Source organism: uncultured Streptococcus sp., from assembly GCF_938036805.1.
Taxonomy (GTDB): domain Bacteria; phylum Bacillota; class Bacilli; order Lactobacillales; family Streptococcaceae; genus Streptococcus.
The window spans coordinates 1-4,189 of sequence record NZ_CALHWC010000077.1; the positions used below are offsets into that span (position 1 = coordinate 1).

8 protein-coding genes and 1 pseudogene are annotated in these 4,189 nt (G+C 41.5%); 1 reads left to right on the forward strand and 8 read right to left on the reverse strand.

The features are described from left to right. Positions 1 to 64: 64 nt before the first annotated feature. The 8 genes from Q0191_RS03210 to Q0191_RS03245 form a co-directional block, all read right to left on the reverse strand. Entirely contained in the window at positions 65 to 724 is a 660-nt protein-coding gene (locus Q0191_RS03210; protein WP_297663787.1) for a DUF4176 domain-containing protein, read from the reverse strand. A 23-nt stretch (positions 725 to 747) separates the two neighbouring features. Continuing rightward, positions 748 to 1,011 carry a hypothetical protein gene (locus Q0191_RS03215; protein ID WP_125371243.1) on the reverse strand — a complete coding sequence of 88 codons (264 nt, stop codon included), beginning with the start codon at positions 1,009 to 1,011 and terminating at the stop codon, positions 748 to 750. A gap of 15 nt (positions 1,012 to 1,026) precedes the next feature. Next, entirely contained in the window at positions 1,027 to 1,446 is a 420-nt protein-coding gene (locus tag Q0191_RS03220; protein ID WP_297663793.1) for a DUF5082 domain-containing protein, read from the reverse strand. 79 nt (positions 1,447 to 1,525) lie between these two features. After that, a complete protein-coding gene (locus Q0191_RS03225) occupies positions 1,526 to 1,822 on the reverse strand; it encodes a WXG100 family type VII secretion target (RefSeq protein WP_015604292.1) in 297 nt (98 codons plus the stop codon). A gap of 260 nt (positions 1,823 to 2,082) precedes the next feature. Then, entirely contained in the window at positions 2,083 to 2,478 is a 396-nt protein-coding gene (locus tag Q0191_RS03230; RefSeq protein ID WP_125380222.1) for a single-stranded DNA-binding protein, read from the reverse strand. A gap of 80 nt (positions 2,479 to 2,558) precedes the next feature. After that, complete coding sequence (gene ytpR, locus Q0191_RS03235; RefSeq protein ID WP_297663799.1) at positions 2,559 to 3,185, reverse strand: YtpR family tRNA-binding protein; 627 nt, start codon at positions 3,183 to 3,185, stop codon at positions 2,559 to 2,561. Between the two features lie 29 nt (positions 3,186 to 3,214). Further along, positions 3,215 to 3,529, reverse strand: coding sequence for a thioredoxin family protein (locus Q0191_RS03240; protein WP_297663801.1), 315 nt, complete (start codon positions 3,527 to 3,529; stop codon positions 3,215 to 3,217). After that, the gene (locus Q0191_RS03245; RefSeq protein WP_297663803.1) at positions 3,529 to 3,813 is read right to left on the reverse strand and encodes a DUF4651 domain-containing protein; all 285 of its coding nucleotides are present in this window, start codon (positions 3,811 to 3,813) and stop codon (positions 3,529 to 3,531) included. The genes Q0191_RS03240 and Q0191_RS03245 overlap by 1 nt, the downstream gene beginning before the upstream one ends. Positions 3,814 to 3,939: 126 nt before the next feature. Here Q0191_RS03245 and Q0191_RS03250 point away from each other — a divergent pair. Further along, positions 3,940 to 4,189 (forward strand): annotated as a pseudogene (locus Q0191_RS03250) (glutamyl aminopeptidase); the annotation flags it as partial.

The window sequence follows — 4,189 nt, forward strand, 5'->3', positions numbered from 1 at the left end:
TCAATCGAGGTTTTTGAATTAGACAAGGCTGTCTTTTGTTCATAAACCTCTTTCATATCGATTTTCATCTATCTCCTCCTTCGATACTATGGGTCATAGAAAGGATATTATGCTGAAAGTAATCTCTACGATACTGCTGGTCCACATAGGTTTGATCTAGAGTATCGCTATAACCTTCTTGAATAACCCGTGAAATCAAATAACTCGGTATAAACAAAGGATCTACATCTAACCTTAGACCATAGGGATAGATGCTGGCTAGATAATCAATATATTCCCGATCATCTGGTTCAGAAAGCAGTCTGCGTCCCATAATCATCGCCATAAAAGGAACTTTAGCTTTCTCCATCTCAGACACCAGCTCTTCTGGAAGCAACTCGCGATCTAACTCTACCAAGGTACCTAAAGGAAGAATGGGAGACAAGAGTAAATCGGTGTAGGCTAACCAAATCCGAAAGTCTTCCATTGACAAAATGAGCTCTGATTCTAAGTAAGTTAGAGTCACTTCCTCTTTTTCCCAATCAAGCTTCATCGTCACAGATGTACCAAGCAGACTATTGTAACTATAAAAAGACTCGTTCTTGAGAAGCATCAACTGAAGTCTACGGAAAGCATCACCTTGACTGACCAAGGAATGACCAACTTGCTCCAAGATAGATCCTTTATCCTCTTCTACTTCAACTCGAGCTAAAGAAGTTTGGTATAAAGCACTTATTTCATTCATTTATATAGCTCCTTTCTAACACTTTATTTGGCATTCGCCTGATTTCGGTCATCCGTCACCTTGTTCTCAGCTGCCTGATTCATACGCGTTACATCGGTTGTCGTGAAAGTCTTGAGACTGCTAATTGCTGTATTAAATGACTTAATATCATTATTGAAGGATGTAAAAGGTGTCATTGTCGTTGCTGAAAAAGTTAACTCTGCCATATCTGAAATGCCAGAGATGCTTGTACTGACTGTAGAAGTAAGTCCTGTCCAAACTCCATAATCCGTTCCTGTATTTGCCATTTATCTTCCCATCCTCTATTCTGAACTAGCTGAATTTGCCATAGACTGATAATAATTCATATTTTCATAAGCTGTTTTTACATCTATTGCTAAACGATCCGATTCAGCTTGAAGATTAGCAATTTCAGTATTTATACTATCTAAATTTGCTTCATGGCTTGCTTTATTGGTTGTAGCAGCAGTATTAGCAGAATCATACTTTTCTACGTACTTAGTTTTTCGATCCCCTTTAAACTGGGATTCATCTTCTACTTTAACTTTCTCTAAAGCATCTATAATACCTGTTTGAAAATTATTTATCTGTGTTGACAAGGATGTTTTGGCTTTCTCTAGCCTATCAATCTTTCTATCTACTGCCTTCTGTTCAGACTTCGCATTACTGTATTTCTGTGATTCTTCATTCGCTAGAGTTTGGTAATCAGATTCAATCGACATGTTTATCCTCCTCTATTTACTTTCGACTAAAATAAAAGAAGGATAGGAAGCAATCCTATCCCTCCATTTCAGAGCGCCCTTATCCTTTGAAACCAAAACTATTTGCATCCGCTGTATCACGTTCTGATACAGTGTTTGCATAACTAACCAATTGTTGATTAATAGAAGTCAACAACTCTTGGAACTTAACCACATCTCCGTGCAATTGTTGATATTGCTCAAGATAAGAATTAAAGGCACTACCTTGCCAGTGTGCTTGCATTTCACCATTAGCGCTATTTACCGCTTGAATAGCTGCTTCAATTTGATCGCGAGCATTAGAATAAACCGAAGCTTGCGAGGTGAGTTCTTCTGGGGATAATGAAATTTCTGCCATAATTGGACTCCTTTTTACATTTTTTGTTCCTAATAGAACAGTGTACAAGGGTATTTTACTTCTTTTATTAATAATTGTCAAGTTTTTCCTAATCAAATTTACTTTCCGTATGTATAATGATAATGCTTCAATCTTCAAAATTAAAAACAACTAGCGTTCCTCTCAGAAGAATCGCTAGTTGCCGTATTAGCTTATTTACCTAATTCTTTATTTGTTACTTTCTATTTTATCATGAACACTCGAGGTCAGAAAAACCACTTTTAAAAAGGAAGTTCCTCCTCCTCCAGTACCAAATCCGCCAGATCTGCTCCTGTATTATTCTCACGGAGCGCTCTCTGGGCTCGGCTTTCTAAAAGCTGAAAACCACTGCAAAGAACTTCTGTCACATAATGGGTGGTTCCATCCTTTTCATAGCGACGACTCCGCAATTCTCCATCCAGAGAAATCAAACTCCCCTTGCTAGCATAACTAGCCAAGGTCTCAGCCAAACGCCCCCAGACGACAAGGTTGACAAAATCCGCTTCACGCTCCCCATTTTGGCTCTTGTAACGGCGATTCACAGCAACTGTCGCACGCGCGACCGACTTGTCATTTGCTGTCTTGTGTAACTCTGGTGTAGCCGTCAACCGGCCAATGATGATAACTTTATTATACATATTCTTTCCTCCTATCTATTTATTCGCGAGAAAAGACAAAAAAATCGTGAAAATCACGATTTCCTTTTCTATAGTAAGTCTTAAGACTGCCAGTGTTTAGCTGGATCAAAGGCCGTTCCGACCGTTTCACTATCCGCCAATTCAATGATACCACGTTTCTGTGGTGCATTTGGCAACTGGAGCTCCCGTGGGCTGCACATCATACCAAAACTCTTTTCGCCACGGAGTTCTCCTGGAAAGATGAGATTACCCTTCGGCATCATAGCACCAGGCAAGGCCACGATCGTCTTGAGACCGACACGAGCATTCGGAGCGCCAGCCACGATTTGAACCGTCCGATCAGCCGCCACCTGCACTTGGCAAATATTGAGGTGATCACTATCTGGATGGGCCACCATCTCAAGGATTTCCCCCACAACAAACTTAGGCTCTTGGTCCCTAACCAGCTCCGCTTGGAAGCCTTCTTTGGTTAATTCTTGATTGAGAATCGCAACTTGCTCATCTGTCAGCTGAACTTGTCCGCGCTCTACAATTTCAAAAAGGTCTGACAGTTCAAAAATATTCCAAGCTACTGTTTGTCCATTATCTTCGCGGTAAACACGCGCAACATTTTCCTTGCGCTCAGCAGCCAACTTAGCTCCCTGATCATCAGCAGCGATGACCATGAGAACATCTCCAACATGCTCTTTGTTGTATGTAAAAATCATTTCTTCCTCCAAAAATACTTTAAATCTTCTTACAAATTTGCTAAAAAATCATTGATTTGACTCTTGGTCTTGCGGTCGCGATTGACATAGCAACCAATCTCTCGACCATCTTCCACGACAACCAGACTAGGAATTCCGTAAACGTCCCATTTTTGGGCCACAGCCATATACTGATCCCGATCCACCTCGACAAAGGTAAAGTCAGGATTCTCCGCTTCTATCTCTGGCAGAAAAGGCTTGATAAAGCGACAGTCTCCACACCAATCTGCTGTGAAAAAGAAGACAGTCTTCCCCTTGTACTCTACACAAGAAGCCAGCTCCTCCATGCTTTGCGGCTGAATCATCACTCTTCCTCGTAGGTCAACTGACCATTTTCATAGACGAAGGTGAAATGACGGTCGTCTTCTAAGACAACCCCTCCAACTGTACGGTTGTCGGTTGATTCATAAAGTTCCACATAAACCGTTGCAATCGGTCCTCGGCTGAAAAAAAATTCCCGCACGATTTGAACAATTTCTTCTCTATTACGCAGTCTTTTTTGCTCCTGCACAAGCTTGGCAGCTCCAAAGGCCACGGCTCCTGCTCCCAAAAGAGCTGTTGTTGTTAAAATGATTTTTTTAGCTTTCATGTAGAATATTTTAACACAAAAGCGCAGAGGCGACAAACAATATTGCAGATTTCTCAGCTTCTTCTAGTTCATCCTGTTATTCCCTTTAAAAAAGTGATAAAATAGAGGCAGAAAGAAGGTAAATTTATGTCTGACTTATTTTCAAAAATCAAGGAAGTGACCGAGCTTTCAGCAATCTCTGGTCACGAGGCACCTGTCCGCAGCTATCTGCGAGAAAAACTCACTCCTCACGTTGATGAGATTGTTACCGACGGTCTAGGCGGCATCTTTGGGGTTCGGCATTCCCAAGCTGAAAATGCTCCCCGTGTATTGGTTGCGGCTCACATGGACGAGGTTGGCTTCATGGTCAGCGAGATCAAGCCCGACGGGACTTTCC

Coding starts and splice junctions, on each gene's coding strand:
- Q0191_RS03210 (WP_297663787.1), bottom strand. CDS start 724: ATGAATGAAATAAGTGCTTTATACCAAACTTCTTTAGCTCGAGTTGAA.
- Q0191_RS03215 (WP_125371243.1), bottom strand. CDS start 1,011: ATGGCAAATACAGGAACGGATTATGGAGTTTGGACAGGACTTACTTCT.
- Q0191_RS03220 (WP_297663793.1), bottom strand. CDS start 1,446: ATGTCGATTGAATCTGATTACCAAACTCTAGCGAATGAAGAATCACAG.
- Q0191_RS03225 (WP_015604292.1), bottom strand. CDS start 1,822: ATGGCAGAAATTTCATTATCCCCAGAAGAACTCACCTCGCAAGCTTCG.
- Q0191_RS03230 (WP_125380222.1), bottom strand. CDS start 2,478: ATGTATAATAAAGTTATCATCATTGGCCGGTTGACGGCTACACCAGAG.
- ytpR (WP_297663799.1), bottom strand. CDS start 3,185: ATGATTTTTACATACAACAAAGAGCATGTTGGAGATGTTCTCATGGTC.
- Q0191_RS03240 (WP_297663801.1), bottom strand. CDS start 3,529: ATGATTCAGCCGCAAAGCATGGAGGAGCTGGCTTCTTGTGTAGAGTAC.
- Q0191_RS03245 (WP_297663803.1), bottom strand. CDS start 3,813: ATGAAAGCTAAAAAAATCATTTTAACAACAACAGCTCTTTTGGGAGCA.